Origin of the sequence: Glutamicibacter sp. PAEs-4, assembly GCF_051161755.1 — a bacterium.
Classification (GTDB): Bacteria; Actinomycetota; Actinomycetes; order Actinomycetales; family Micrococcaceae; genus Glutamicibacter; species Glutamicibacter nicotianae.
In genome coordinates, this window is the sequence record NZ_CP195017.1 from 1,302,821 (window position 1) to 1,329,392 (window position 26,572).

General features: G+C 64.9%; 23 protein-coding genes and 1 tRNA gene. 20 read left to right on the forward strand and 4 right to left on the reverse strand.

The window, feature by feature from the left end:
- The first annotated feature begins 108 nt into the window (after positions 1-108).
- From ACR9WD_RS06200 to ACR9WD_RS06220, 5 genes are all read left to right on the forward strand, one after another.
- Positions 109-813 carry an MBL fold metallo-hydrolase gene (locus ACR9WD_RS06200; protein WP_434922962.1) on the forward strand — a complete coding sequence of 235 codons (705 nt, stop codon included), beginning with the start codon at positions 109-111 and terminating at the stop codon, positions 811-813.
- The gene (locus ACR9WD_RS06205) at positions 810-1,646 is read left to right on the forward strand and encodes a sulfurtransferase (protein ID WP_434922963.1); all 837 of its coding nucleotides are present in this window, start codon (positions 810-812) and stop codon (positions 1,644-1,646) included. The genes ACR9WD_RS06200 and ACR9WD_RS06205 overlap by 4 nt, the downstream gene beginning before the upstream one ends.
- Positions 1,647-1,675: 29 nt before the next feature.
- Complete coding sequence (locus tag ACR9WD_RS06210) at positions 1,676-2,104, forward strand: HIT family protein (RefSeq protein WP_066137601.1); 429 nt, start codon at positions 1,676-1,678, stop codon at positions 2,102-2,104.
- Between the two features lie 93 nt (positions 2,105-2,197).
- Complete coding sequence (locus ACR9WD_RS06215) at positions 2,198-2,626, forward strand: hypothetical protein (protein WP_149596677.1); 429 nt, start codon at positions 2,198-2,200, stop codon at positions 2,624-2,626.
- Positions 2,616-2,960, forward strand: coding sequence for an AzlD domain-containing protein (locus tag ACR9WD_RS06220; protein WP_434922964.1), 345 nt, complete (start codon positions 2,616-2,618; stop codon positions 2,958-2,960). The genes ACR9WD_RS06215 and ACR9WD_RS06220 overlap by 11 nt, the downstream gene beginning before the upstream one ends.
- Here the strand turns inward: ACR9WD_RS06220 and hrpA are convergent.
- A complete protein-coding gene (gene hrpA / locus ACR9WD_RS06225) occupies positions 2,935-6,915 on the reverse strand; it encodes an ATP-dependent RNA helicase HrpA (protein ID WP_434922965.1) in 3,981 nt (1,326 codons plus the stop codon). The two genes, ACR9WD_RS06220 and hrpA, sit on opposite strands and share 26 nt — an antisense overlap.
- Before the next feature lie 409 nt (positions 6,916-7,324).
- Between hrpA and ACR9WD_RS06230 the strand changes: the two genes are divergently transcribed.
- From ACR9WD_RS06230 to ACR9WD_RS06240, 3 genes are all read left to right on the forward strand, one after another.
- On the forward strand, positions 7,325-8,320 hold the full coding sequence (locus tag ACR9WD_RS06230; protein ID WP_434922966.1) for an ABC transporter substrate-binding protein: 996 nt from the start codon (positions 7,325-7,327) through the stop codon (positions 8,318-8,320).
- A gap of 101 nt (positions 8,321-8,421) precedes the next feature.
- On the forward strand, positions 8,422-9,342 hold the full coding sequence (locus tag ACR9WD_RS06235) for an ABC transporter permease (RefSeq protein ID WP_038990442.1): 921 nt from the start codon (positions 8,422-8,424) through the stop codon (positions 9,340-9,342).
- Positions 9,335-10,126, forward strand: coding sequence for an ABC transporter ATP-binding protein (locus tag ACR9WD_RS06240; protein WP_038990443.1), 792 nt, complete (start codon positions 9,335-9,337; stop codon positions 10,124-10,126). Before ACR9WD_RS06235 ends, ACR9WD_RS06240 begins: the two co-directional genes overlap by 8 nt.
- Positions 10,127-10,199: 73 nt before the next feature.
- Here the strand turns inward: ACR9WD_RS06240 and ACR9WD_RS06245 are convergent, their stop codons facing one another.
- From ACR9WD_RS06245 to ACR9WD_RS06255, 3 genes are all read right to left on the reverse strand, one after another.
- Entirely contained in the window at positions 10,200-10,688 is a 489-nt protein-coding gene (locus ACR9WD_RS06245) for a GNAT family N-acetyltransferase (protein WP_434922967.1), read from the reverse strand.
- Between the two features lie 29 nt (positions 10,689-10,717).
- Positions 10,718-11,440 carry a VIT1/CCC1 transporter family protein gene (locus ACR9WD_RS06250; protein ID WP_434922968.1) on the reverse strand — a complete coding sequence of 241 codons (723 nt, stop codon included), beginning with the start codon at positions 11,438-11,440 and terminating at the stop codon, positions 10,718-10,720.
- A 122-nt stretch (positions 11,441-11,562) separates the two neighbouring features.
- Positions 11,563-11,638, reverse strand: a tRNA-Arg gene (locus ACR9WD_RS06255).
- A gap of 166 nt (positions 11,639-11,804) precedes the next feature.
- On the opposite strand from ACR9WD_RS06255, the gene argS reads away from it, so the two are divergent.
- The 12 genes from argS to atpB all read left to right on the forward strand — a co-directional run bounded on the left by argS (position 11,805) and on the right by atpB (position 26,528).
- The gene (gene argS / locus ACR9WD_RS06260; protein WP_073707647.1) at positions 11,805-13,448 is read left to right on the forward strand and encodes an arginine--tRNA ligase; all 1,644 of its coding nucleotides are present in this window, start codon (positions 11,805-11,807) and stop codon (positions 13,446-13,448) included.
- Between the two features lie 6 nt (positions 13,449-13,454).
- Entirely contained in the window at positions 13,455-14,876 is a 1,422-nt protein-coding gene (lysA, locus tag ACR9WD_RS06265; protein WP_434922969.1) for a diaminopimelate decarboxylase, read from the forward strand.
- Positions 14,877-16,163: a homoserine dehydrogenase gene (locus tag ACR9WD_RS06270; protein ID WP_434922970.1), complete on the forward strand. Its 1,287-nt coding sequence runs from the start codon at positions 14,877-14,879 to the stop codon at positions 16,161-16,163.
- Between the two features lies 1 nt (position 16,164).
- Positions 16,165-17,265 (forward strand): threonine synthase, encoded by a 1,101-nt coding sequence (gene thrC / locus ACR9WD_RS06275; RefSeq protein ID WP_038990449.1) that lies wholly within the window; start codon positions 16,165-16,167, stop codon positions 17,263-17,265.
- Positions 17,266-17,396: 131 nt separating this feature from the next.
- Complete coding sequence (gene thrB, locus ACR9WD_RS06280; protein WP_073707645.1) at positions 17,397-18,329, forward strand: homoserine kinase; 933 nt, start codon at positions 17,397-17,399, stop codon at positions 18,327-18,329.
- A gap of 334 nt (positions 18,330-18,663) precedes the next feature.
- Positions 18,664-20,883: a transcription termination factor Rho gene (rho, locus tag ACR9WD_RS06285; protein WP_434922971.1), complete on the forward strand. Its 2,220-nt coding sequence runs from the start codon at positions 18,664-18,666 to the stop codon at positions 20,881-20,883.
- A gap of 188 nt (positions 20,884-21,071) precedes the next feature.
- Positions 21,072-22,145 carry a peptide chain release factor 1 gene (prfA, locus tag ACR9WD_RS06290; protein WP_038990452.1) on the forward strand — a complete coding sequence of 358 codons (1,074 nt, stop codon included), beginning with the start codon at positions 21,072-21,074 and terminating at the stop codon, positions 22,143-22,145.
- Between the two features lie 7 nt (positions 22,146-22,152).
- Positions 22,153-23,010, forward strand: a complete 858-nt coding sequence (gene prmC / locus ACR9WD_RS06295; RefSeq protein WP_434922972.1) for a peptide chain release factor N(5)-glutamine methyltransferase — start codon at positions 22,153-22,155, stop codon at positions 23,008-23,010.
- 35 nt (positions 23,011-23,045) lie between these two features.
- Positions 23,046-23,729 carry an L-threonylcarbamoyladenylate synthase gene (locus ACR9WD_RS06300; protein ID WP_038990453.1) on the forward strand — a complete coding sequence of 228 codons (684 nt, stop codon included), beginning with the start codon at positions 23,046-23,048 and terminating at the stop codon, positions 23,727-23,729.
- On the forward strand, positions 23,726-24,847 hold the full coding sequence (locus ACR9WD_RS06305) for an MraY family glycosyltransferase (RefSeq protein WP_038990454.1): 1,122 nt from the start codon (positions 23,726-23,728) through the stop codon (positions 24,845-24,847). Before ACR9WD_RS06300 ends, ACR9WD_RS06305 begins: the two co-directional genes overlap by 4 nt.
- Positions 24,848-25,017: 170 nt before the next feature.
- The gene (locus tag ACR9WD_RS06310; RefSeq protein ID WP_052253623.1) at positions 25,018-25,452 is read left to right on the forward strand and encodes a hypothetical protein; all 435 of its coding nucleotides are present in this window, start codon (positions 25,018-25,020) and stop codon (positions 25,450-25,452) included.
- 284 nt (positions 25,453-25,736) lie between these two features.
- Positions 25,737-26,528, forward strand: coding sequence for a F0F1 ATP synthase subunit A (atpB, locus tag ACR9WD_RS06315; RefSeq protein ID WP_083515384.1), 792 nt, complete (start codon positions 25,737-25,739; stop codon positions 26,526-26,528).
- Positions 26,529-26,572 lie beyond the last annotated feature (44 nt).

The following is a 26,572-nucleotide window of genomic DNA, read 5'->3' on the forward strand; positions in this document are numbered from 1 at the left end:
CAGCAAACTGGGCCAATCACCTGCGGTTTCCCTCAATTTTAGCCAACTTTGCGGCGCAATGCGTGTCTGGCTCTGGCATGGGCGGGGCGCTGAGCCTACGCTAAGGATATGCGCATCAAACTTAGGGGCCATTCCTGCGTGGAAGTGGGCACGATCGACGGCAAGGTCCTGCTGGATCCGGGCGGGTTCTCGCAGCTCGGCGACGCATTCAACGGCATCAACGCCGTGCTGATCACCCACGAGCATGCCGATCATGCAGACCAGCCGGCCATTGCCGCCGCGCTGGAAGCGAACCCCGTCCTGGAGCTCTATGCACCCGAAGCGCTGGCGCAGTCGCTGCGCGGCCAACTGCCGCCGGCCAGCCAATCCCAGGTGGTGGCGGTGCGGGCCGGGGCCGACTTCATCGTCGGCGGCATCCGCATCCGCACCTTCGGCGGCACCCACGCCAGGATCCACCATTCGATCCCGCTGGTGGCCAACGTGGGCTACCTGCTGGGGGACCGCGCGGTCGGCCAGCGGGAAATCTTCCACCCGGGCGACAGCTACCAGGTTCCCATCGGGGCCAAGCCCGATGTGCTGCTGCTGCCGGTGATGGCCCCGTGGGGCAAGATGGCCGAGGCGGCCGATTTCGCCGTGGCGGTGGATGCGGCGTGCTGGATCCCGATCCACGATGGGCTGCTCAACGGCAACGGGCTGGGCCTGTTCGACCGCCAGCTCGGCGCGATTGCGCAGCGCGCGGGATGCAGCTATCTGCGCCCGGAACCCGGAATCGAACACGAACTCGACGAGCTGCTGGGAGGACACAGCCAATGAACCCCTTGATCAGCGCCGCGCAGCTGCGCGAAATCCTGGACGCAGGCCAGAACCCGGTGCTGCTTGACGTGCGCTGGGTGCTCGGGCGCGATGACGGCGCGCAGAACTACGCCGCCGGGCATATTCCCGGTGCCGTGTTCGTCGACCTCGAAAAGGAGCTCTCCGGGACCCCGGGCGAGCACACCGGCCGCCATCCGCTGCCGCTGCCGGCGGATTTCGAAGCGGCCGCGCGCCGCTGGGGGATCGATGGCGGCAGCGAGGTCGTGGTGTACGACGACGCCGGCGCGCTGGCCGCCGCCCGCGCCTGGTGGCTCTTGCGCCATGCCGGGTTCGAGCGCGTGCAGGTGCTCGATGGGGGACTGGGTGCCTGGACCGACGCCGGCGGGCAGCTGGCGCTGGGCTACGAGCAGGCCGACCCGGGCAGCGTGTCGCTGTCCTGGGGCCGGATGCCGGTGGTGGAGTACGAGGAGCTGGGACAGGTGGCCGGGACGCTGATTGATTCGCGGGCCACCGCACGCTATCTGGGCATCGAGGAACCGGTGGACCCGGTGGCCGGGCATATCCCCGGCGCGCGCAATCGCCCCACCACCGACAACCTGGACGCGCAGATGCGGTTCCACGCGCCCGAAGCGCTGCAGGCCAGCTTCGCGAAGCTGGGCGCAGACCGGCCGGGTTCGGCCGCCTACTGCGGTTCCGGGATCACCGCTTCGCACCAGGTGCTGGCCGCGGCCACCGCCGGGATCGAGCTGGCGCTGTTCCCCGGCAGCTGGTCCGAATACTGCTCCTACCCGGATGCGCCGATCGCCACGAGCGACGAGCAGCACCGCCACTAGAGTTCAGCAATCAACGCAGAAAGGCAGCAATGAGCACGCTGTTCACCAAGATCATCAACGGGGAAATTCCCGGCCGCTTCGTCTGGAAGGACGAGCAGTGCGTGGCGTTCCTGTCCATCGGGCCGCTGTCCGACGGGCACACCCTGGTGGTTCCGCGCGAGGAAATCGACGAGTTCACCGACGCCCCCGACGAGCTGATGGCGCACCTGACGCTGGTCGCCACCAAGATCGGGCGCACCCAGAAGCGCGTGTTCTCCGCGCAGCGCGCCGGGCTGATGATCGCCGGCTTCGAGGTACCGCACCTGCATGTGCATGTCTGGCCGACCAATTCGCTGGCCGACTTCGATTTGTCCCGGGCGGCCGACAACCCGGATCCGCAGGCCATGGAGAACAACGCGCAGGCGCTGCGCGAGGGGTTGCGCCAGGACGGCCACGGCCAGTTCGTGCCCGAGGCCTGAGCCGGCCTTCAGCCCTGTGAAGGCCTAGCCGCGGACATTGCGCATGGTCATATGGGAGGCTTCACCAGGGGCAAGGGCGCAAAGATCTACAGCATGTTCGCACTGACCGATGAGGCCTACGCGCTGACCCTGCAGGCAGAGCGGTACAACTATTCCTCGACGCGGATCCTGGCCATCCAGGGCCTGCTCCATGCAAGCTGGACCACCAGCGTGCTGGCTGGGGCGCTGCTGGGCTCACTGATCCCCGAATCCATCAAGGGCCTGGAATTCGCGGTGACCGCATTATTCGCCGTGCTGGCGATCGAAGCGTTCAAGGCGTACCGCAGTATTCCGCTGTCCGGCCTGGCGCTGATCAGCGCAGTGGTGGCCAGCTGGATCGCGCCGCAGAGCATGATGGTGGTGGCCATGGCGATGTTCCTGGCCGGACTGGCGGCGGCCTACCTGCTGCGCCGGCGCACCGGTGCCGGCGACGGCGAGCCTGCCGCTGCGCCACTTCAGGAAGAAGGAAGCAATGCCCGATAACCTGTACCTCTTTTCGGCCATCGCGGCGAGCACCGCCGTGACCTTCGGGCTGCGCGCGCTGCCCTTGGCCTTCATCGCCAAATTGCGCAGCCACGGGTTCATCAACTACCTCGCCCTGCGCATGCCGCTGGGCATCATGGTGGTGCTGGTTGCTGCCACGCTGCCCGCCGGCATCATGGATCCGGCAGTGGCCTGGCCGGTGGCCGCCGCGCTGGCGGCCACCATGGGGCTGCACCTGCTGCGCCGGCGCACCGGTGCTCAGCGTGCTCGGCGGTACCGCCGTGCATGTCGGGATCCTTTCCTGGCCGCTATAGCTGCGCCAGCGAATCCTTGATCGCCTTGCGGATGCGCTTCTCGCTGACCGTGTAGGCGGTGCCCAGCTCCTGGGCGAACAGCGAGATGCGCATTTCCTCCAGCATCCACTTCACCTGGGCCAAGCCGGCCGGCACCCGGGCGCCCGCGGGCACCTTGTCCAGCGCGGCATCGTATTCGTCCTCCAGCTTCTGGATGATCGCCAAAGCCTGCGAATCGCGGGTGACCGCACCGCCGCGCAGCTTGTCCAGGCGAAGTTCGATGCCCTGCAGGTAGCGTGGCAGGCGCATCAGGTGCGGCGCGCCGGTAGCGGCGATGAAGCCCGGGTAGATCAGCTGCTCCAATTGCGAGCGGATATCGCTCACCGCCGCGAACATCGCCAGCGACTTGGTGTTCTTCACATCCTTGGCGATGCGGGTGGAGGAGCCGAACACCTTCGCCACGATCGCGGTGATGGTGAAGACCGTATCGATCTGCTCGGCGCGCACGGTTTCGAACAGCGCCTGGAACTCGGCGCGGTTCATCGGCAGCCGCTCGGGCACCAGCTGGTCCACCGCTGCCATGGTGCAGTCGGCGATCAGCTTCTCGATGGAGCCGTGCGGGTTCTGCGTGAACACCAGCTTCTCGGCGTTCTTCAGGTGCGAGATCACGAACTTCGCTGCTGGCGGCAGGCGCAGCATCAGCAGCCGGATCACGCCGGTGCGGTGCGCCGCATCGCGTTCGGCCTGGGTGCGGAAGACCGTCAGGTCCACCTTGTCCCCGGTATCCAGCAACCCCGGGTAGGCGGTAATCTGCTGGCCCATCACGGTGGTGCTCACCTTCTGCGGCAGCGTATCGCCCTGGGTCTCGCCAGCGGATTCCAGCTGCGGCCAGTGATCCAGCCCGCGCTGGTCCCAGGCCCCGGTGGCAGCGGAGCCAGCGGCCGCGGAGCCGGCGGCCTTGGCTCCCTTCTTCTGCCGCTTCGAGGAGGAAGCCATCGCCCCCGGGGTCCCGGGCTTGCCGGCTGCGCCCGGAGCGGCCGCCCCGGGGGAGTTGACCCCGCTGGCCAGTGCGGCGCGGTTGGCGGCGGCGAACTTGTACTGCAGCGCAGCCAGATCGTCCCCGCGCCCGAGCACCTTGCCCGAGCCGTCGGTAATCGTGAAGCCGAAGCGCAGATGCGCGGGCAGCGCGGCGAAATCGAAGGAGCCCGGATCGACGACGATGCCGCGCAGCCGGCGCAGCACCAGGGCCAGGGATTCGGCCAGCTCGTCGGTGTCCGGGTCGAAGTCCGCCTCCAGCATCCCCAGCGCCTTGGACGCCACATCCGGGGCGGGCACGAAGTTCTTGCGGATCGCCTTGGGCATCGAGCGGATCAGCGCGGTGAGCAGCTCGTGGCGCAGCCCCGGGATCAGCCAGGCGAAGCGGGCAGGATCGAGCTGGTTGAGGAACACCACCGGCACGGTGATCGACACGCCATCGCCCTCGCCGGCGGATGCTGCCGGGTTGTACTCGTAGGACAGCGGCAGGTGGATGCCGCCGAGCTTCCAGGTGGTCGGGAACGCGGTCTCGTCCACCGCGTCCGTTTCGGCCAGCAGCGCCTCGGGGTCGAAGTCCAGCAGCGCCGGGTCGGCGGCGCGGGCCTTCTTCCACCAGCGGTCGAAGTGCCGCTCGGAGTACACCTCGGCACCCACCCGGGCATCGTAGAACGCGAACAGGTCCTCGTCCGAGATGCGCAGGTCGTGGCGGCGCATGCGGGTTTCCAGCTCCTCGACTTCCTCGAGCAGCGCGCGGTTCTTCGCGAAGAACTTGTGGTGGGTGCGCCAATCGCCCTCAACCAGCGCATGGCGGATGAACAGCTCGCGGGCCAGGTCCTTGTCCACCCGCCAGTAGTGGAACTGGCGGCGGGGGACGATCGGCAGCCCGAAGAGCGTGACCTTCTCGTAGCCCATCACCGAGCCGTTGCGCTTGGACCAGTGCGGCTCCGAGTGGGTGCGCTTGAGCAAATGCGGGGCGAGCTCCTCCACCCAGGTGGGGTCGATGGCCGCATTGGTGCGCGCCCACAGCCGCGAGGTCTCCACCAGCTCGGCGGACATCACCCAGGTGGGGGACTTCTTGAACAGGCCCGAGCCGGGGAAGATCGCGAACCGGGTGCCGCGCGCGCCCTGGTAGTCGCGCTTGCGCTCGTCGTAGAGCCCGATGTGCCCGAGCAGCCCGGAGAGCAGCGACTTGTGCACCTCGTCCTCGTTGGCTGCCGGCTCGATCGGGGCGGCCGCGACGGTGATGCCCAGCGGCTTGGCCAGCTGGCGCAGCTGGGTGAACAAATCCTGCCACTCGCGCACGCGCAGGTAGTTGATGAACTCGGCCTTGCACAGCCGGCGGAAGGCCGAGGAGGACAGTTCCTTCTGCTGCTCCTGCAGATAGGCCCACAGATTCAGCAGCGCGATGAAGTCGGACTTGCCGTCGGCGAAGCGCTTGTGCAGCTCGGTGGCGCGCTCGCGCTGCCCGGTCTCCTCGCTGGGCCGCTCGCGCGGGTCCTGGATGCTCAGCCCGGCGGCGAGCACCATCACTTCCTTGGCGACCGAGCGCTGCGCGGATTCGACGATCATCCGGCCCAGGCGCACATCCAGCGGCAGCTGGGCCAGCTTCCGGCCGACCTCGGTGAGCTTGGCCGACTTGTCCTGGCCCAGCGCCCCGAGCTCGCGCAGCAGGTTCACGCCATCGGTGATCGCCTTGGCTTCGGGCGGCTGGACGAACGGGAAGCTGGCGACCTCGGCGGCCGAGGCCACCACGCCCATGGAGATCATCTGCAGGATCACGCTGGCCAGGTTGGTGCGCAGGATTTCCGGGTCGGTGAACTCAGGTCGGGAGTTGTAGTCCTCCTGGGAGTACAGGCGGATGGCGATGCCCTCGGAGACGCGGCCGCAGCGGCCCGAGCGCTGGTTGGCGCTGGCCTGCGAGACGCGCTCGATCGGCAGGCGCTGCACCTTGGTGCGATGCGAGTAGCGGGAGATGCGCGCGGTGCCGGTATCGATCACGTACTTGATGCCCGGCACGGTCAACGAGGTCTCCGCCACGTTGGTGGCCAGGATGATGCGCGGGGCGCCGCCGGGGTGGAAGACCCGATGCTGCTCGGCCAGCGACAGCCGGGCGAACAGCGGCAGCACCTCATAGCGCGGCAGGCGCTTGTTGGCGGTGACCATCGCGCGCAGCGCATCGGCTGCGTCGCGGATTTCGCGCTCGCCGGAGAAGAAGATCAGGATGTCGCCCGGAGCTTCGCCGCTCAGTTCCTTGACCGCGTCGGTGACCGCATCCAGCGGGTCGCGCTCTTCCTCCAGGGTGTTCTCGGCCGCCTCGTCGGCGTCCATGGGCTGATCGGCCTGCAGCGGCCGGTAGCGCAGTTCCACCGGGAAGGTGCGCCCGGAGACCTCCAGGATCGGGGCGGGGACCAGTTCGCCGTCGGCATCCTGTTTGCCGAAGTGCGCGGCGAAGCGCCGCGGGTCGATGGTGGCGGAGGTGATGATGATCTTCAAATCCGGGCGCTTGGGCATGATCTGCTTGAGGTAGCCGAGCAGGAAGTCGATGTTCAGGCTGCGCTCGTGGGCTTCGTCGATGATGATTGCCGAGTACTTCTTCAGCAGCTTGTCGCGCTGGATCTCGGCCAGCAGGATGCCGTCGGTCATCACCTTCAGCTTGGTCTTGCGCGAGACCTCGCCGGTGAAGCGCACGTGGAAGCCGACCTCTTCGCCGATGGACGTGCCCATTTCCTCGGCGATGCGCTCAGCCACGGTGCGCGCGGCCAGGCGGCGCGGCTGGGTGTGCCCGATCATGCCCTGCTCGGCCAGGCCGAGTTCGATGAGCATCTTGGGAAGCTGGGTGGTCTTGCCCGAACCGGTTTCGCCGGCGATGACCACTACCTGGTTTTCGCGCACCGCGTCGAGGATGTCCTCTCGGCGGGCTGAGACGGGAAGTGCTTCGGGATACGTAATGCTGAGCGCCATGATGTTCCCATTCTATTCACGCCCCGCATGTTCGTGGTGGCCGCCGGGCCGAAGCCTGGCCGGGCAGCATTAATGCAATAGCCCAGGCAGTCGGCAAGCAGGGCTCCAGGAGTCAAATTTTCAGATTGTCCAAGCAATTGTCGACAACTTCGGGCCGCCAAATACAAAACTTCCAGATTCCGGCTAGAAGTGGATCATTTGTGTCCACCAGAATCGGTATCAAGAGGCAAACGTCTAGAAAACGCGCTTGATTGTAGGCAAGGTGAGGTCGTTCACATGTAAGATCGTGGGTAATCATCGTCGCGATGCCTGGACGGTTCCCGCATGCTGCGCACCAGTTGCGCTTCATAACCTGGCATCCGCGCTATCGGTGGGAATCACTCGCAAGGGAACTTTGAAAGGAACTTCAATGAAGAGCTTCACCGCCATGAAATTCGCTGCGATCGCAGCAGCTGGCGCATTGGCCCTGACCGCCTGCGGCGGCAGCGGAGAACAGGGTGCCGCCGGCGGCGGCGACGAACCAGTCAATATCGGCATCTCCCAGTTCGTCTCACACCCGTCGCTGGATGCAGTGGTCACCGGCTTCAAGGCAGGCATGGAAGAAGCCGGCTACACGGGCGAGAAGATCAGCTACGACGAGAACAACGCCGAAACCGACCAGGCCACCAACACCTCGATCGCCGGCAAGCTGGCCGCCGATTCGGATATCGACCTGGTGCTGGCAGTAGCCACCCCATCGGCACAGGCAGCCGCTCAGGCGATCACCAATGTTCCGGTGCTCTTCTCGGCTGTGACCGACCCGGTGGATGCCAAGCTGGTTGCTTCCAACGAAGCCCCGGGCGCAAACGTCACCGGCACCTCGGACATGAACCCGGTCGATGAGCAGCTGCAGCTGCTCAAGGACCTGGTGCCGGATGCCAAGAAGGTCGGCATCGTCTACTCCTCGGGCGAAGCGAACTCCGCCGTCCAGGTGAAGATGGCCAAGGAAGCCGCCAAGGGCCTGGGCCTGACCATTGAGGAAGCCGCTGTCTCGGCTTCCAGCGAAGTCCAGCAGGCCGCCAGCTCGCTGGATGTCGACGCGTACTACGTCCCGACCGACAATGCCGTGGTCTCCGCACTGGAAGGCCTGCTGCAGGTAGCCGAGAAGAACAAGGTTCCGGTCATTTCGGCTGACGGCGAGTCCGTCAAGCGCGGCGCGACCGCAACCTACGGCATCAACTACGAGAAGCTCGGCGAGCAGACCGCTGCCATGGCCATGAAGCTGCTCAAGGGCGAGGCCGAGCCGGCAACCATGCCGGTGGAGACTATCTCCGAGGTCGACCTGTACCTGAACGAAGATGCCGCCAAGAAAGCAGGCATCGAATTCACCGATGAGATGAAATCGGAAGCCGTCGAGGTCTACTAAACCCCGGCAACAACTTATCGACGAAAGGCGAGGCGCATAACCTGACGCCTCGCCTTTCGTCGTGATAACTCGCAAAAAACTTACAACTCAAGGATCCACACATGATCACAGCGGTTGAACTCGGCCTGATCTACGCCATCATGGCGCTCGGGGTGTACCTGACCTTCCGCATCCTGGACTTTCCCGACCTGACCGTCGACGGCAGCTTCACCACCGGTGCAGCCGTCGCCTCGGTCGGCATCGTGAACGGGATGAATCCCTGGCTGGCCACCGTGCTGGCCTTCTTCGCCGGCATGGTTGCCGGTGTCATTACCGGCCTGCTGCATACCAAGGGCAAGATTGACGGCCTGCTCGCCGGCATCCTGACCATGATCGCGCTGTACTCGGTCAACCTGCGCATCATGGGCAAGGCCAATACCCCCTTGCTCGGCGAGGAAACGCTGATCAGCCCGATGCGGGCCGCCGGCATCCTCGGCTCGGCCGCTTCGGTGGCGATCCTCTTCGGCGTCTGCTTGGTCTTCGTCGCGGCAATCGTCTGGTTCCTGCACACTGAACTGGGCATGGCCATGCGCGCCACCGGCGACAACCAGGAAATGATCCGCTCCTTCGGCGTAAGCACCGATAACCAGAAGATCCTGGGCCTGGCGCTGTCCAACGGCCTGGTGGCGCTCTCCGGCGCGGTCATCGCCCAGTACCAGGGCTTCGCCGACATCGGCATGGGCATCGGCCTGATCCTGATCGGCTTGGCATCGGTCATCGTCGGCCAGGCGATTTTCACCCAGCGCTACATCTGGCTGGCCGCCATTGCGGTGGTCTTCGGTGCCGTGATCTACCGCCTGGTCATCCAGCTGGCCCTGTCGGCCGGCCTGGAGGTCAACGACATGAAGCTGATCTCCGCGGTCCTCGTGGTCGTGGCCCTGCTGCTGCCGAAGTGGAAGGGTTTCCAGAAGATTGTGAAGTCCTTCAAGCGCACCCCGGCGCCCGTCACCGAATCCAAGGAAGAGGTTCGCACCAATGCTTGAGATCAAGAACCTGTCCCGCACCTTCTTTCCGGGAACCGTCAACGAGCGCAAGGCGCTGCGCAACATCAACCTGAACCTCTCGGACGGCGAATTCGTCACGGTCATCGGTTCCAACGGCGCCGGCAAGTCCACCGTGCTGAACATGGTCGCCGGCAAGCTGCAGCCGGATACCGGCTCGGTGTCCATTGCGGGCAAGAATGTCACCAAGATGGCCGACTACTCCCGCGCCAAGTACATCGGCCGGGTGTTCCAGGATCCGATGGCCGGCACCGCGCCGACCATGTCCATCGAGGAGAACATGGCGCTGGCCTACGCCCGGGGCCGTTTCCGCGGACTGGGCCTGGGCGTGGGCTCCAAGCGCCGCGAGCTGTTCGTCGAGGAGCTGAAGTCCCTGGAGCTCGGCTTGGAAGGGCGACTGAAGACGAAGGTGGGCCTGCTCTCCGGCGGCCAGCGCCAGGCGCTGAGCCTGCTGATGGCCACCTTCTCCAAGCCGAAGATCCTGCTGCTCGATGAGCACACCGCGGCCCTGGATCCGCAGCGTGCGGCGCTGGTCTCGCGCTTGACCAAGGAAATTGTCGAACGCCACCAGCTGACCACGTTGATGGTCACGCACAATATGGAGCAGGCATTGCAGCTGGGCACCCGGCTGATCATGATGCACGACGGGCAGATCATCCTGGATTTGAACCAGGAAGAGAAGTCCAGGATGACCGTCCAGGACTTGCTGGACGAGTTCAGCAAGATCAAGGGCGCACAGCTCGATGACAAGACCATGCTGCAGTAGCTGAATTGCCCAGTATCAAGGGCTTTGCCGATCCGAGGGGGCGGCAAAGCCCTTGCTGTTTTTAAGCCAGGTTTTAGCGCAGTGTCTTGGACAACAGGATTTCCACTCGTCCCGAAGCTTCATCCCTGAGTTCTTCACCAGTAGGACGGTAGCCGTTGGCCTGATACAGCTTGATGGCCCGTGAATTATCGGCGATGGCCCATAGACGCAAATCGTGGGAACCGGCCTTCTGCGCGAAGTGGTCCACTTCGGCCAAGAGTTCGCGTGCCACGCCCTGTCCCCAGAAATCCGGCGCAACAGCGACGTAGTAGATCTCCAGATAGCCATCTGGCGGTGAGCAGAGGGTAAATCCTGCTGGAACCCCGACCTCGGATGCGACCACGAGCCTGACACCAGGCAAGGCCAAACGACGCTCGACGCCGGCCAGTGCTTGGCTGCCGTCGAAAGGCAGGGGCTTGTGATCGCGTTGGGCCGCAGCCTGCGCCCAGATTATCGCAGCGCTCTGGACGTGCTTCGAATCCTGTGGTGTCGCTTCAGCAAAAGTTATCGATGGGGTGTCCATGAATAGTTTCCCAGGCCGGAGTTCGTGGGCTAGATAATTCCGCTGGAGCCAAGCAGCGAGCCGATGGCGAAGGTCGCGGCCAAGGCCAGGGCACCGCCGATGACCAGGCGCAGCGCTGCCACGCGTTTGGAGCTTCCGCCGATGTAGGCGCCGAGCGTCCCGGTAAGTGCGAGGGCTACGAGTACCGCGGCAAAGGTCACCGGAATGCGGATCTGTTCCGGCGGCAGCAAGATCGCCAGCATGGGCAAGATGGCGCCGACAATGAAGGACGCCGCCGATGCATAGGCGGCATGCCAAGGATTGACGACTTCTTCTTCATCGATATTCAGCTCGGCGGACAAATGTGCTGCCAACGCATCATGCTCGGTCAGCTCGGTGGCTACCTGCATCGCGGTGTGCTGGCTCAATCCCTTGGCCTCGTAGATCCCGGCAAGCTCAGCGAGCTCCGCGTCGGGATCGTCACGGAGTTCTTGGTGCTCCTTTTCAACCAGGGCTCGCTGCGAATCACGTTGGCTGCTGACCGAAACATATTCACCCAGGGCCATCGAGATGGCTCCGCCGATGACCGCGGCCATTCCGGCAGTGAAGATGGGGGCGGTGTGGTTGGTGACGCCGGCGACGCCAACAACTGTGGCGGCTACCGAAACGATGCCGTCATTCGCGCCGAGCACCCCGGCGCGGAGCCAGTTCAGGCGTTCGGCGTAGTTCTGATCGTGTGGCTCATCCGGGTGGGCCTGCGTTGAATCGGTCATGCCCCAAGATAACCACCAGCTGGGCGAGAACCGCCAGTGTTTAGCTGATCTGCGGTGGAAGATCACACCGCTGGGGAAATAAAAAAAATTGCAGGTCCGGATAAACCGGACCTGCAATTTGCTGGTGCCCCTGAAAGGAATCGAACCTTCGACCTTCTGCTCCGGAGGCAGACGCTCTATCCACTGAGCTACAGAGGCGTGTTGCCGGGCAACAGGAAAAATACTATCAGGTCGTGCGTTGATCTGCGCAATTCAAACACCCCGGTGCTGATGTGTTGCAAAAGTCACCGGCTTGGGCCAGTGTCACAGGCGCTGCAAGTCATGAATGCTGAAGAAGCACCGCAATTACCGGTATTCTTGAACGGTGACTCCTGAAGAACTCTCCGCAGCAATATCCGCATGCCTCACCGAAGCCGTAGCCGCAGGTGAAATCTCAGTCGAGGTGCCAGAGACGGTCCGCGTGGACCGCCCGAAGAGCCGTGAGCACGGCGACTGGGCAACCAACATCGCGTTGCAGCTGGGCAAGAAGGCCGGCATGGCCCCGCGCGACTTCGCGCAGATCCTGGCTGCCCGGCTTGCTTCGGTCCCAGGAGTCGGCGCCGTGGACATCGCAGGTCCCGGCTTCCTGAACATCACCCTGGACGCAGCCGCTGCCGGTTCTCTGGCCCGCGCCATCGTCGAGGCAGGTTCCGCCTACGGCAACAACGAGGCCCTGGCCGGACACGTGGTCAACATGGAATTCGTCTCCGCGAACCCTACCGGCCCGCTGCACATCGGCCACACCCGCTGGGCCGCGCTGGGCGACGCCATCGCCCGCGTGCTGCGCGCCTCGGGCGCCGAGGTCACTTCCGAGTACTACATCAACGACGCCGGCAACCAGATGAACGTGTTCGCCCGCTCGGTCTACAACCGCATCCACGGCCTGCCGGTGCCCGAGGGCGGCTACCCCGGCGAATACATCAAGGAACTGGGCGATATCGTCCTGGCGCAGAACCCCGAGCTGGGCACTCTGGATGAAGAGCAGGCCATTCCCGCCCTGCGCGAGGCCGCCTACAAGGCGCAGCTCGAAGACATCAAGAAGACTCTGGCCGACTTCGGCGTCAGCTTCGACGTGTTCTTCTCCGAAACCAGCCTGCATGAAGGCGGCGCGGTCGCCGACGCCGTGGCTCGCCTGCGCGAGCAGGGCCACATCTTCGATTTGGAGGGAGCCGTCTGGCTGCGCACCACCGACTTCGGCGATGACAAGGACCGCGTGCTGATCCGCGCCAACGGAGAGCCTACCTACTTCGCCGCGGACGCCGCCTACTACCTGTCCAAGAAGGACCGCGGCTTCGAAGAGAAGATCTACCTGCTCGGCGCCGACCACCACGGCTACGTCAACCGCCTGAAGGCCATTGCCGCCTGCGCCGGCGATGACAAGGAAAAGAACATCGAGGTGCTGATCGGCCAGCTGATTTCGGTCAACGGAGCCAAGCTGTCCAAGCGCGCCGGCAACATCATCGAGCTGCGCGATCTGATCAACTGGATCGGCGCCGATGCGCTGCGCTACTCGCTGGCCCGCTTCCCGGCCGATTCGCCGATCGCGCTGGACCCGGAGCAGCTGAAGAAGAACACCAACGACAACCCGGTGTTCTACGTGCAGTACGCCCACGCCCGCTCCTGCGCCGCGGCCCGCAATGCCGCCGCCAAGGGCGTGACCCGCGATGAGTTCGACGCCGCGCTGCTGACCGACGCCACCGAAAACGAGCTGCTGGCAGTGCTCGGCCAGTTCCCGTCGGTGGTTGCCGGCGCCGCTGAATTCCGCGAACCGCACCGCATCGCCCGCTACCTGGAGCAGGTCGCCGGCGCCTACCACTCGTGGTACGCCGCCACCCGCATCACCCCGATGGGCGAAGACGAAGCAGTCGCACCGGTGCACGGCACCCGCCTGTGGCTGAACGACGCCGCCACCACCGTCTTGGCAAATGGATTGGAACTGCTGGGCGTTTCCGCCCCAGAGAGGATGTAAGACCCTATGGCCGTATCGCCGCTAGCCCCGCAATGGCTGCACTTCCCGGAAAACATCAACGCGCTTCGTCAGATCGAGTGGGCTTCGGGGGTTTCCCGCGAGGTTGGCGGCGAACTGTCCATCCAGGGCCTTCCCGTCTCCGCGCTGGCAGCCGAATTCGGCACCCCGCTGTTCGTGCTCGACGAGAACGACTTCCGTGCCCGCGCGCGCGGATTCAAGACCGCCTTCGATGAGGCGTTCAAGGACCTGTGCGGGGGAGTCGACGTCTACTACGCCGGCAAGGCGTTCTTGTGCACCGAGGTGGCCCGCTGGGTGACCGACGAGGGCCTGCGCCTTGACACCTGCTCCGGCGGCGAGCTGGCAGTGGCCGGCGCCGCCAAGGTGCCGGCCGCCAACCTCTCGCTGCATGGGAACAACAAGTCGGCAGCCGAGATCACCCGCGCCATCGAGATGGGCGTGGGACGCCTGGTCATCGACTCGCTGGACGAGCTGGACCGGGTGATCTCCATCGCCGACGCCATGGACAAGACCGCCCAGGTCATGCTGCGCATCACCCCCGGCGTGCACGCCTCCACGCACGAGGCCATCGCCACCGCGCACGAGGACCAGAAGTTCGGCCTGTCCATCCTGGACGACGCCTCCGGCAGTTCTCCAGCGCTGCGCGCGGTCGCCCAGGCGATCGAGGCGAAGAACATCAACCTGCTGGGCCTGCACGCCCACATCGGCTCGCAGATCTTCGAGGCCGAAGGCTTCGCCATGGTCGCGCGCACCATGCTCGGGCTGCTGGCCCGGATCCGCGAGATCCACGGCGTATCGCTGCCCGAGCTGGATCTGGGCGGCGGCTACGGCATCGCCTACACCTCCGAAGACCACCCCTCCACCCCGGCCAAGCTGGCCGGCCAGATGGCCGACGTGGTCTCTGCCACCTGTGCCGAATTGGAACTGGACTGCCCGCGCATCTCCATCGAGCCGGGCCGCGCCATCGCCGGCCCGTCCACCTTCACCCTCTACGAGGCCGGAGTGCGCAAGGACGTCCAGGTGGAAGACGAAACTGGAGCACTGCATCCGCGCCGCTACATTTCGGTGGACGGCGGGATGAGCGACAACCCGCGTCCGGTGCTCTACGACGCGCAATACACCGCCGTGCTCGCCAGCCGTATGACGCAAAGCGACGCAATTATTTCTCGTGTAGTTGGGAAACATTGCGAGTCAGGTGACATAGTCGTGAAGGACGTTTACCTGCCCGAGGACGTGGCGGCCGGCGATTTGCTCGCCGTACCGGCCACCGGCGCCTACTGCTGGGCGCTGTCGAGCAACTACAACTACCTCACCCGTCCCGCGGTGGCAGCTGTACGCGATGGCCAAGCCCGCCTGATCGTGCGCAGGGAAACGGAAACAGACTTGTTGGCCCGCGACATGGGAGTTTAATTGAGCGGCGAAAAGAACCTGAAGGTAGCCCTGCTGGGTTGCGGCACCGTCGGGGCCCAGGTGGCCCGGATCCTGCTGGAAGATGCGAATGAACTGGCGGCCCGCTCGGGCGCCGGCCTGCAGCTGATCGGCATTGCCGTGCGCAACCTGGATGCCAAACGCGATGCGGCGCTGCCCCAGAAGCTTTTCACCACCGACGCTCCCGGGCTGATCGCCCAGGCCGATGTGGTCATCGAGCTGCTCGGCGGCATGGAGCCGGCCGGCGAATACATCGCCGCCGCGCTGTCCAAGGGCGCCAGCGTCATCACCGGCAACAAGGCGCTGATCGCGCTCAAGGGCGCCGAGCTGAACGCGCTGGCCGCCGCCAACGGCGCGCAGCTGCGCTACGAGGCGGCGGTGGCCGGGGCCATCCCGATCCTGCGCCCGATCGCCGACTCGTTGGCGGGCGACCACATCACCAAGGTGATGGGCATCGTCAACGGCACCACCAACTTCATCCTCGACGCGATGGACACCACCGGTGCCGCGTTCGACGACGTGCTGGCCGAAGCCCAGGCGCTGGGCTACGCCGAAGCCGATCCGACCGCCGACGTGGGCGGGCACGACGCCGCCGCGAAGGCGGCCATCCTGGCCTCGCTGGCCTTCCACACCACCGTGTCCTCGGAGCAGGTCTGGACCCAGGGCATCACCGAGGTCACCGCCGCCGATGTCGCCGCCGCGTCCGCCGCCGGCTACGTGATCAAGCTGCTGGCCATCGCCGAACGCGCAGAAGCCGGGATCTCGGTGCGCGTCTACCCGGCGCTGGTGCGCCGCAGCCACCCGCTGGCCACCGTGCACGGCGCGTTCAACGCCGTGTTCGTCGTGGCCGAGAACGCCGGGGACCTGATGTTCTACGGCGCCGGCGCGGGCGGCAATCCGACCGCCTCGGCGGTCATGGGCGATGTCGTCGCCGTGGCCCGGCAGATCGCCGCCGGGGCCCCGCTGCCTAACGGCTCGGTCAGCCAGGCCCCGCGGCTGCTGGACTTCGAAGCCATCGACACCCGCTACTGGATCGGCCTGTCGGTCAAGGACCAGCCGGGCGTGCTGGCGGCCATCGCCACCGTCTTCGGCGAGCACGGGGTCTCCATCGAGTCGATGAGCCAGCAGGTCGACGCCGAGGCCGGCGCGCAGCTGCGCATCCTGACCCACCAGGGCACCGAAGCGGCCCTGGCCAGCACCGTCGAGGCGCTCACCGCGCTGGACGCGGTGCACTGTGTACTATCCGTTATGCGAGTTGAAGGAAACTAACGTGGCTCACCAGTGGCGCGGAGTGATCCGCGAATACGCCGATCGCCTGCCAGTCGACGAAAACACCAAGGTCATCACGCTCGGCGAGGGCGGCACCCCGCTGGTCTACGCCCCGGCGCTGTCGGCGGAAACCGGCAACGAGGTGTACCTGAAGGTCGAGGGCATGAACCCGACCGGCTCCTTCAAGGACCGCGGCATGACCATGGCGATGACCGCTGCGGTCGCCGCCGGCGCCAAGGCCGTGGTGTGCGCCTCCACCGGCAACACCTCCGCCTCGGCTGCCGCCTACGCCACCCAGGCCGGCCTGAAGTGCGCCGTGCTGGTGCCGGACGGCAAGATCTCCATGGGCAAGATGTCCCAGGCGATCGCCCACGGCGCAGACATCATCCAGATCGACGGCAACTTCGATAACTGCCTTGAGGTTGCCCGCAAGCTCAGCGAGAACTACCCGGTATTCCTGGTCAACTCGGTGAACCCTGCGCGTATCCAGGGCCAGAAGACCGGCGCCTTCGAGGTCGTGGACTTCCTGGGCGATGCACCTGACTACCACCTGCTGCCGGTAGGCAACGCGGGCAACATCACCGCGTACTGGAAGGGCTACAAGGAGTACTCCACGCAGTGGACCAACGAGGCCGGCAAGGTCCTCGAACCGGTATCCACCAAGAACCCGATCATGTGGGGCTTCCAGGCAGCTGGCGCCGCTCCGATTGTTGCCGGGCACCCGATCACCGAACCGGACACCATCGCCACCGCGATCCGCATCGGCAACCCGGCTTCCTGGGAACAGGCCGAAGCAGCCCGCGACGAGTCCGGCGGCCAGATCGACTCGGTCACCGATGAGGAAATTCTCGCCGCGCACCGCTGGCTCTCCTCGCGCGAAGGCGTCTTCGTGGAACCCGCCTCGGCAGCCGGCGTCGCCGGACTGCTCAAGCACCACGCCGCCGGCAACGTGCCCACCGGCAAGAAGATCGTGATCACCGTAACCGGCCACGGCCTGAAGGATCCTGACTGGGCCCTGAAGCAGGCCGACGGCTCGGACGTCGCACCAAAGAAGGTGGCCTTCGACGTAGTCGAGGTCGCCGGCGCCCTGGGCCTGGCCTAAACGCCTTCGGCCAGAATTCTTCTGGCCAGCCAACGGCCCGCCGCGCCAATGGGTCTCCCGGAAACGGGGGAGCCGGCCGTGGCGGGCCGTTGCGCACCCATTACCACTCGCACCGAATTCTTGAAGGAACCATGACGCAGCAGATCGCCCTGGGCCAGAAGTTGATCGTTTCCCCGCCGGCTACCTCCGCCAACCTCGGCCCTGGCTTCGATTCGCTGGGCCTGGCCCTGGAATACCGCGACCGCCTTGAGGTGGGCACCGCGCACTCCAGCCGCGTCGAGATTTTCGGTGACGGGGCCGATGAGCTGCCACGCGATGAATCCCACCTGATCATCAAGGAAATGCACCGCTACTGGAAAGACGCCGGCTTCGCCCCGGTAGGCGTGGAACTAGTGGCGCATAACCGCATTCCGCATGCTCGGGGTATGGGCTCGTCCGCAGCGGCGATCGTTGCCGCCTATGCTGCGGCCGACGCGCTGCTGCCAGCAGAGGCACGTCGTGGAACCGAATCAATCTTCCAGGCCGCGGCCGCGTGGGAAGGCCACCCGGATAATGTGGCCCCTGCGGTCTTTGGCGGTTTGAGCATTTCTGCCACGAATCCCGATGGCAGCTTCAGCTCCGTGCAGGTGCCATTGCACCCGGATCTGCGTGCGGTGCTGGCCATCCCTTCCAACGGGCTGTCCACCGAAGTGGCCCGTGGTGCACTGCCCTCGCATATCGAGCATGCGGTGGCCGCGGCGAACAGCGCTAGTGCCGCCTTGCTGATCCACGCTTTGAGCAATGACCCAAGCCAGCTGCTGGGCGGCACCAAGGACTACCTGCACCAGGATTACCGGGCTGCGGCCATGCCGCAAAGCGCCGCACTGATTGCCAAGCTGCGCGATGCCGGATTGGCCGCAGTGGTTTCCGGTGCCGGCCCAACGGTGATGACCCTGGTATCCAGCGAGGACCAGGTAGCTGCCGTGCAAGCGGTGATCAACGAATTTTCTGCGAGTTCTTCAGTGTCTTGGCGTGCTGAAGTTCCCAAGCTTGCCAATAACGGTGTTACAGTAGAAGTGCTGTAACACCATGGCAGGCCGGATCGCTGGGCAGTAGCCCGGTCCGAATCATTTGTGGCCAGTGTTGATGCGGATAAATTCGGTTCTTGAACCCCATTTCATCCCTCCAGCCGCTCCGGATTTCCCTGCAGTTCGCAGCACCTTTGATATCCCGCATCCAGGTACGTCTTCGTGCCCAGGGGATATCAGTTTCTTTAATCCACCGCAGTTTTGCTCCGAATTCTGGGCTATCTTGCGGGGAGAAAGTGAAGTAGCCACGGAATCTTCGGCTACGGAACATCATTTACGGCATAGTGGGCCTGCCTGAAGCGGCCCATCCTACGAGTCAGAAGGAACTTTCGTGACCGAAACCACGAGCCTCAACGAAGGCGTGGACACCAAGACTTCCGAAAACAAGAGCGCCGGTCTGGCCTCCTTGAAAATGACCCAGCTCCAGCAGTTGGCTTCGCAGCTGGGCATCACCGGCGGTTCGCGGATGCGCAAGGCCGATCTGGTCAAGGCCATCGGCGACCACCAGCGCGGCGGCTCCGTTGCCGCCAAGGATGCCAAGGCAGCGCAGGAAGCCAAGGCCGCGCAGGAAGCGAAGTCGGCCAAGGCCGAAGCACCTGCAGCCAAGGGCGAAGCCGCCGCCGAGCCGGCCAAGGAAACCAAGGCCCGCGCACGCCGCGCTCCGAAGGCCGCAGCCAAGGAGCAGGCCGAGGCCGATACCACCGCCGCACCGGAAACCGCGGCAGCTGCCGAAGCACCGGCAGAAAAGCCTGCTCGCGCACGCCGCACCTCGCGCCGCGTGACCGACTCGGGCAAGGTTGCCGCTGCTGCCGAAACCAAGGAAGCAGCCGCCGAAGCACCTGCCGAGAAGCAGGCCCCAGCAGAGGAAGCCAAGGCCCCGCGCCAGCGCCGCAACTCGCGCAGCAGCAAGCCAGCTGAGCAGGCTGCAGAGCAGGGCACCGAGCCAGCCGAGGCACCGGCAGAGAACGCCGAGAACAACGGCGAAGCACGCGAAGAGCGCCGCGAGCGCGGCAACCGCCGTGAGCGTGGCAACCGCCGCGAGCGCAACAACGAGCGCAATGACGCCGCCGAGCCGGAGAACGCCGAAGAGCGCACCGACCGCCGCGAAGAGCGTCGCGAGCGCAACAACGATCGCAACGATCGCAACGATCGCAACGATCGCAATGACCGGAACAACCGCCGCGAGCGCAACAACGATCGCAATGATCGCAACAACGACTCGAACGACTCGGAGAACACCGAGGAGCGTTCGGAACGCAGCGAGCGCAATGACCGCCGTGAGCGCCGCGAGCGCAACAATGACCGCAATGACCGGAACAACCGCCGTGAGCGCAACAACGACCGCAACGACCGGAACAACCGCAACCGCCGCAACCGCCGTGATGACGACGAGCCGCAGCTGAGCGAAGACGATGTCGTGCTGCCGATCGCCGGCATCCTGGACGTGCTGGAGAACTACGCGTTCGTCCGCACCTCCGGCTACCTGCCCGGCCCGAACGACGTCTACGTCACCCTGGGCCAGGTCAAGAAGTACAACCTGCGCAAGGGCGACGCCATCGTCGGCGCCATCCGCCAGCCGCGCGAGGGCGAGACCCCGAACCCGCGCCAGAAGTTCAACGCCCTGGTGCAGCTGACCTCCGTCAACGGCAAGAAGCCGGAAGACAACAAGGAACGCGTCGAGTTCAACAAGCTCGTGCCACTGTACCCGACCGAGCGCCTGCGCCTGGAAACCGACCCGAAGCTGGTCGGCCCGCGCGTCATCGACCTGGTCGCCCCGATCGGCAAGGGCCAGCGCGGCCTGATCGTCTCGCCTCCGAAGGCCGGCAAGACCCTGATCCTGCAGTCCATCGCGAACGCCATCACGATCAACAACCCAGAGGTGCACCTGATGATGGTGCTGGTCGACGAGCGTCCCGAAGAAGTCACCGACATGCAGCGCACGGTCAAGGGCGAGGTCATCGCCTCGACCTTCGACCGCCCGGCAGATGACCACACCACCGTGGCCGAGCTGGCCATCGAGCGCGCCAAGCGCCTGGTGGAAATGGGCATGGATGTCGTGGTCCTGCTGGACTCGATGACCCGCCTGGGCCGCGCCTACAACCTGGCAGCACCGGCCTCCGGACGCATCCTCTCCGGCGGCGTGGACTCGGCGGCGCTGTACCCGCCGAAGCGCTTCTTCGGTGCCGCCCGCAACATCGAGAACGGCGGCTCGCTGACCATCCTGGCCACCGCACTGGTGGAGACCGGATCCAAGATGGACGAGGTCATCTTCGAGGAATTCAAGGGCACCGGCAACATGGAGCTTCGCCTCTCGCGCCAGCTGGCCGAGAAGCGCATCTTCCCTGCGGTGGATGTCAACGCATCCTCGACCCGCCGCGAAGAGCAGCTGATGAGTGCCGAAGAGGTGCGCATCATGTGGCGCCTGCGCCGCATGCTCTCGGGCATCGATCCGCAGCAGGCACTGGAGGTGCTCACCGGGAAGATCCGCGAGACCCAGTCCAACGCGGAATTCCTGATGCTGGTCAACAAGACCACTCCAAACAAGGATTAGCACCATCCACCGCCATGGCGTCCAGCCAGCTTGCCACCTCGGCAGCTGGCTGGACGCCATCGGCGCGTAGTGACACCTCGCACGCCGGTGACCGCCGGCGCAGCGTCTAGAATTGAATTCCAGCAGTGCCCAGGAACGCAGCAAGCGCCGGCACTGCGCGGAAAACGCCAACAAGGAAGCACACCACCATGTTCGAGTCCGTCAAATCGCTACTAGAAGAGCATGCAGCCATCCAGGCGCAGCTCTCGGATCCAGCGGTGTACGCCGACCAGGCGCTGGCCCGTAAGCTCGGCCGCCGTTCGGCCCAGCTGAACGGCATCGTCGAAGCCTACAACAAGTGGAACACCGCCACCGAGGACCTGGAAGCCGCCAAGGAAATGGCCGACGAGGATCCGGACTTCGCCGAAGAGGTCGAAACCCTGACCGCCGAGCTGCCGGCGCTGGAGGAGAAGCTGCGCCGCCTGCTGATCCCGCGCGATGAGAACGACGGCCGCAACGTGATCCTCGAAGTCAAGGGCGGCGAAGGCGGCGACGAAGCGGCGCTGTTCGCCGCGGACCTGCTGCGCATGTACACCCGCTTCGCCGAGCACAAGGGCTGGAAGGTCGAGATGATCTCCTACAACGAGTCCGACCTCGGCGGCTACAAGGACGCCCAGGTGGCCATCAAGGGCAACTCCAACGACCCGGCAGAAGGCGTCTACGCCCAGCTGAAGTTCGAGGGCGGCGTGCACCGCGTGCAGCGCGTGCCGGTCACCGAATCCCAGGGCCGCATCCACACCTCGGCCGCCGGCGTGCTGGTGCTGCCCGAAGTGGACGAGCCCGAAGAAGTCGATATCCACCAGAATGATTTGAAGATCGACGTCTACCGTTCCTCGGGCCCAGGCGGCCAGTCCGTGAACACCACCGACTCCGCGGTGCGCATCACCCACCTGCCCACCGGCATCGTAGTGGCAATGCAGAACGAGAAGTCGCAGATCCAGAACCGCGAAGCCGCGATGCGCGTGCTGCGCTCGCGCCTGCTGGCCCACCAGCAGGAACAGATCGACGCCGAGAACTCTGCGCAGCGCGCCAGCCAGATCCGCACCATGGACCGCTCCGAGCGCATCCGCACCTACAACTACCCGGAGAACCGCATTGCGGATCACCGCACCGGGTACAAGGCCTACAACCTGGACGCCGTGATGGACGGCGACCTGCAGCCGGTGGTCGACTCCTGCATCCAGATGGACGAGGAAGAGCGCCTGGCTGCGCTGGGCGAGTAACTGCGCCTTGGAAGAACTATCTGCCGTACGCCGCCAGGCGATTGCGGCGCTGGCCGACGCCGGGGTGCCAAGCCCCGGCGTCGACGCCGATCTGCTGCTCTGCCATGTGCTGGGCATCGACCGCGCGCAGCTGAAGCTGCGCGAGCTGCGCGGCGACGGCCTTCAGCCGGCGCACCGGGAGCAGTTCACCGCGCTGGTGGCAGCCCGGCGCACCCGCATCCCGCTGCAGCACCTGACCGGCGTCGCTTACTTCCGCTACCTGGAACTGAAGGTCGGGCCGGGGGTCTTCACCCCACGGCCGGAAACCGAAACCGTGGTGCAGCTGGGCCTTGATTTCCTGGCGGCCCACGGGATCGGCAGCCCGCGGTGCATCGACTTGTGCTCGGGTTCCGGCGCCATTGCCGCGGCCCTGGCCAGCGAGGTGCCGACGGCCAGCGTCTGGGCCGTGGAGCTCTCGGATGATGCCATCGGCTACACCCGGGCCAACTGCGAACCCCACGGGGTCACCGTGCTCCACCAGGATGCCACGCAGGTGCCCGCCCAGCTCGAAGGCACCATGGATCTGGTGATCTCCAATCCGCCGTACATCCCGCCGAATGCGGTGCCGCGCGAGGTCGAGGTGCGCGAGCACGACCCGGAGATGGCGTTGTACGGGCTGGGGGAGGACGGGCTGCAGGTTCCGCGTGCCGTCACCGCCCAGGCCCTGAAGCTGCTGCGTCCCGGCGGCTGGTACGTGATGGAACACGCCGAAGTGCAGCGCGAGAGCGCGGCCGCGATGCTGCGCGAAGCAGGATTCACGCAGGTTGCAGGCCACCAGGACCTCACCGGGCGCGCCCGCGCCACATCCGGCTACGCGCCCCAATAACCAAACGACACACCAGCGCATGAAAGAATGATCCCGTGAGCACAACATTTTCGGTAAGCAACGAGCAGGAACACGCTGATGGCATCGCCGCAGCCAAGGCCGCATTGGCGGACAAGCGCTGCATCGTCTTGCCCACAGATACCGTCTACGGGATTGGCGCCGATGCCTTCAGCGCCCAGGGCGTAGCGATGCTGCTGGCGGCCAAGGGCCGCAGCCGCACCATGCCGCCACCGGTGCTGATTGCCCAGACCGCCACCATGGACGGGCTGGCCCGGGACATCCCCGATGAGGCCCGGAAGCTGGCCGAAGCCTTCTGGCCAGGCGGCCTGACCCTGATCCTGCACGCCCAGCCGTCGCTGACCTGGGATCTGGGGGAGACCCGCGGCACCGTCGCGCTGCGCGTGCCCAACGACGACACCGCCCTGGAACTGCTGGGCCAGACCGGCCCGCTGGCAGTGTCCTCGGCCAACCGCACCGGCAACGCGGCGGCGCTGGATGTGGAGCAGGCCATCGCCCAGCTGGGCGAGTCGGTGGATGTGTACCTCGACGGCGGTCCGCGCGGCGCGGCCGGCGAAGAAGTCCTGCCCTCGACCATCATCGATTGCACCGGTGCGCACCTGCAGGTAGTCCGCTCGGGCGCAATTTCCATTGAGGAATTGCGCGTGGTTGTCCCTGGAATTCTCGATTTGGGACAGGACGCACCGGAAACCGGCGCATGAGAACTTATGTCCTGCTCATAGCGTTCAGCTTTACGGTCTCGTTCCTGCTCACGCCGATCGTGCGCACGCTCGGCCAGCGCTTTACCGGGAACCAGCTGGTGCGCGAGCGCGACCAGCATGAAAAGCCGATCGTGAAGTTCGGCGGGCTGGCAATCATCGCCGCCTTCGCCGCCGGATTGTGGCTCGCGAGCAACTTCCATTTCTTCCGCGGGGTCTTCGGCAATGACGAAGCCATCCGTGGCATCGCCTATGCGCTGGGAGTCATCGTGCTCATGGGCCTGGCCGATGACATGTTCGACTTGAAGTGGTGGCTGAAGCTCGCCGGGCAGATCCTGATCGGCTGGCTGATCGCCACCCACGGAATCGTCATCCAGTCGCTGCCGGTCGGTTCGTGGCAGATCGATGAGCCGTGGCTGCAGATTGCGGTGACGGTGTTCCTGATCGTGCTGACCATGAACGCGATCAACTTCTCCGATGGGCTCGATGGCCTGGCCGCGGGCCTGGCCGCCATTGGCGCGGCGACCTTCTTCGTGTACTCCTATGTGCTGGCCACGCATGTGAGCGCGGATGACTACGCTAACATCGGGGCGCTGCTCTGCGCGCTGCTGCTCGGCGCCTGCCTGGGCTTCCTGCCGCACAACTTCAACCCGGCGAATATCTTCATGGGGGAGACCGGGGTGCTGGCCATCGGCATGGTCCTCTCGGTGGCCGCGATCGCGGTGACTGGGGATGTGCAGGGGCTGGAGGCGCGGCGCTTCCGCAACATCCCTGCCTACATGCCGATGCTGCTGCCGATGGTCATCGTGTTCCTACCAGTCCTGGACCTTGTGCTCTCGGTCTTCCGCCGGCTGGCCAACAAACGCTCACCCTTTTCACCGGACGCCAAGCACATCCACCACAGGATGCTGGCCCAGGGCCATTCGGTGCGCCAGTCGGTGATCCTGCTGTACCTCTGGGCTGCCGTGATTGCTGTCTCAGTGGTGTCCATTGCCTTCATCCCGGTCATCCTGGTGGTGCCGATGGCCTTGCTGTTGTTCCTAGTGGCAGCGGTGGCCACGTGGCGTCCGCTGGTGATCAAGCGGGTCGATGCCCTGCGCAAGCGCATGGGCAAGGCCTAGCCCGGTTAATTAGCCAAGTAATGCATGCGCAATCTGTTTCTATCTCGTGTAGAATTCAATGTGGATCTTCTTCCTCCTGTTCTTTTCGGGAACGGGCGGGAGTTTCAAGTTTCATCAGCATCGATGGGTGCGCGATGGTCCCTCGGTGTTGACGAAGAAAGGTTGCGGACGTGAATTCTGGTTCTGCCCGCGTCAGTGCTTCGTCAGCCCCGAAATCCATCTGGCTGCCGATTCTCGGCTTGTCACTGGTGTATTCGGCGATCGCTACCGCCATATTTTTCCTGATTTCATGGCTGGTAGCTGATCTCACCTATGCGCTTTCTGGCGCGCTGGCTGCCGGGATCGTGATCGGCTTTTTCGCAATTGGCATCCTCATCGCCGAAGCTGCCGGGCGAATCCGCCGATCGTGGGCCATGCCCGCATTCCTGGGCGTTTTTGTCATCAAGGTATTCGGCATCGCCTTCGTGCTGTTGAACCTGGGGTTGCCCGAATGGGTCAACCGCCAGGGATTCGTTCTTGCAGCAGCTATTTCCCTTGTTGCCTGGCAGGTTGGCGAGGTGCGTGCCTTCATGAAGGCACGCCTGGCTATCTACAACGAGGAATAGAGTATTCCGCCCGACTTTGTGTCGGTGGGGTGCTGTGAGTTTGATAAGCTTACTTCGGGTCATTTTTGGCCGTCCGCTGAACCGCGGGCGGTTTATGCAAGATGCATCCGCGGGGAGACCCGCAGATGGACCTTCATCAGGGTTGATGCTTTGGCATGGGCCGTGATGGGATCCCCGTTTGATCTTTTCTTCACACGGTGAGAGGCAGTTACCGCCAGTCACCGCCTTTTGCCCGTGACCGTTACTGCAGAGAGGACAGCGCGTTGTTCGCGTTTGCGCTCCCAATGGCCTCAGAAGAAGGCGGCTTCGTACCGCCATCCGTTTCCGATACCCACCTTCCAGATATCTTCCCTTGGATGGCGGAGTACGGCACGGGTTTCGGCAAGCAGATGCTCATGATCGTTTTGTCGATCGTGCTCATCACTTGGTTCTTCACCGCGGCCATCAAGAACCCTAAATTGGTTCCAGGCAAGATGCAGTACATCGCTGAAACCGGTTACGCATTCGTACGTAACGGAATTGGCCGCGACATCATCGGCGAGAAGAACTTCCGTCCTTGGATTCCTCTGCTGTTCGCGACCTTCTTCTTCGTACTGCTGAACAACCTCTTCGGCGCGATTCCGTTCCTGCAGCTTCCATCGTTCTCACACGCTGGTTCTGCCTACGCGATGGCTATCATCATCTACGGCACCTGGATTGCCGTAGGCCTGAAGAACCATGGTATCCGCTACTTCAAGCTGGCTGTCGTCCCGTCCGGTGTTCCGGGCTGGATCATGCCGCTGATGGTTCCGTTGGAAATCATTTCTAACTTCATCGTTCGCCCGCTGACGCACTCGCTGCGTTTGATGGCAACGATGCTGGCCGGTCACATGATCGTGATGCTGGCAGCGTCCGGCGCGCGTCACCTGATCGTTGTCCAGGACTCCCTGGCCATGAACGGCCTCGGCGTGCTGGTCATCATCGGATCGGTCGCTATGTACTTCCTGGAACTTCTGATCATGTGCCTGCAGGCGTTCGTTTTCGCCCTGCTGACCGCGATCTACCTCCAAGGTGCAATTGAAGCCGACGCCCACTAGGCCAACACTTCTTTCTTCCAACCCATAAAGATCTTCCTTGAGTC